Annotated in this window: 1 protein-coding gene; it reads left to right on the forward strand. The window is 28.4% G+C overall.

The annotated features are described in order from the left end of the window. Positions 1-19 precede the first annotated feature (19 nt). Positions 20-236 (forward strand): tetratricopeptide repeat protein (locus NF27_RS10100; protein ID WP_239647843.1); only part of this gene is annotated, 217 nt, incomplete at its 3' end.

A 236-nucleotide genomic window follows, 5' to 3' on the forward strand; every position in this document is an offset into this window, starting at 1 on the left:
TAGTCATTTAGGGTTTTCTATGTATAAGAGCGGCAATTATCATGAAGAAGAAATTCTAGAGCATTTAAGAAAAGCACTAAATATTGATATGGAAATATTTGGGCAAGATCATTATGAAGCATCTGTAAGACATAGTAATTTAGGGGTAGTATTATGCAGTATGAATAAATTCAAGGATGCAATATACCATCTAAACCTAGCAATATTAATTAATAAGAAGAAAGGTAATAATATAA

It is taken from the genome of Candidatus Jidaibacter acanthamoeba, assembly GCF_000815465.1.
In the GTDB taxonomy this organism is placed as follows: Bacteria; Pseudomonadota; Alphaproteobacteria; order Rickettsiales; family Midichloriaceae; genus Jidaibacter; species Jidaibacter acanthamoebae.